This window comes from Pengzhenrongella frigida (assembly GCF_004168625.1).
Taxonomy (GTDB): domain Bacteria; phylum Actinomycetota; class Actinomycetes; order Actinomycetales; family Cellulomonadaceae; genus Pengzhenrongella; species Pengzhenrongella frigida.
Map to the genome: position 1 here is coordinate 1 of NZ_SDWW01000124.1, position 1,027 is coordinate 1,027.

Here is a 1,027-nt window from a genome sequence, read left to right on the forward strand (position 1 = left end):
TTCCCCAAGGGGACGAACCTCGCCGTCCACTCCGCAGAACGCCTCCAGCAGGTCCAGGACGAGCTCAACAATCGCCCTCGCAAGACCCTGGGATGGAACTCCCCGGCGCGAGCATTCGCGCAGTTACAGTCGACGCATTCGTGAGGCCACTATTGCGATGCTCGCTGGAATCCGCCCAGTTTCTCGTGTCCGCTGTCACTTCGGGAGCGCGGGGTCAGATTCGTGCCTTGACCGCGGCTCTCGTCGGTCAACCGTAGAACGACAGGTATGCAGCCGGCGCGTTCGTCGCCGCGGTCCTTCGCTTTCGTGGTCGCGATGAGCGGTCGGGTGCTTCGATGTGAGGGACCATGCCCTATGAGCCGAGGGGAGCGCAGGTCCAACGCGGTTGAACTACTCGAAGACGAGCAACCGGACGAGCTTCGTCCGGTGAGGGTGCGACGACGGTTCCGTCACCGTCACCCCGTCATCGTCGCCCTCCTCGTCGGTGCAGCCGGTGTAGCGGTCGCTGCCGGCTGGGCAGGCGCCGCCGACGGCTCTGGGTCTCAGGTCTCGGCGTTGGGCCGCGAGCAGCGCTCGTCTGACGTCTTGCCGGAGGCGCTTGCGGAGGGTCTTGTTGCGACGTCAGCTCGGCGCCTCGCGAGCGACGGGGACGCGACGTTCTGGGTCGCGCTCAATGGGGAGGACCGGTACTGCTTCGTGGCCACGATTTCCGGGCTCGGCGCCGCCGGCTCGGCCTGCGCGGACGAGTCCGGCCTTGGACGCGGAGTCCTGCTCAGCATCAATTGCCCCGGGACCTCCGTAGCCGCGGTGCTGATCTCCGACGGAACCGAAACCCCGTCGGTCCCAGGCTCATGGGAGCAGGTCAGCGAAAACGTCTTCGTCAGGGCGCAGTGAGGCGTGCCAGAGCGGAGCTGCCGCCGCTTGACGACAGCCAAGCACTGTTTCGCCGTGCGCCCCGGGGACCGGTGGAGCCGACCTCGCCGGCCGCCGAACATCACTTGGCGCCACGCAACCAGCCGACGGAATC

Annotated in this window: 1 protein-coding gene and 1 pseudogene; both read left to right on the plus strand. The window is 67.3% G+C overall.

Features of this window, described 5'->3' with window-relative positions; translation table 11 throughout:
* Positions 1 to 144, plus strand: a pseudogene (locus EUA98_RS20410) (IS30 family transposase); the annotation flags it as partial.
* 210 nt (positions 145 to 354) lie between these two features.
* On the plus strand, positions 355 to 894 hold the full coding sequence (locus EUA98_RS19615; protein ID WP_130104358.1) for a hypothetical protein: 540 nt from the start codon (positions 355 to 357) through the stop codon (positions 892 to 894).
* Positions 895 to 1,027: the final 133 nt, after the last annotated feature.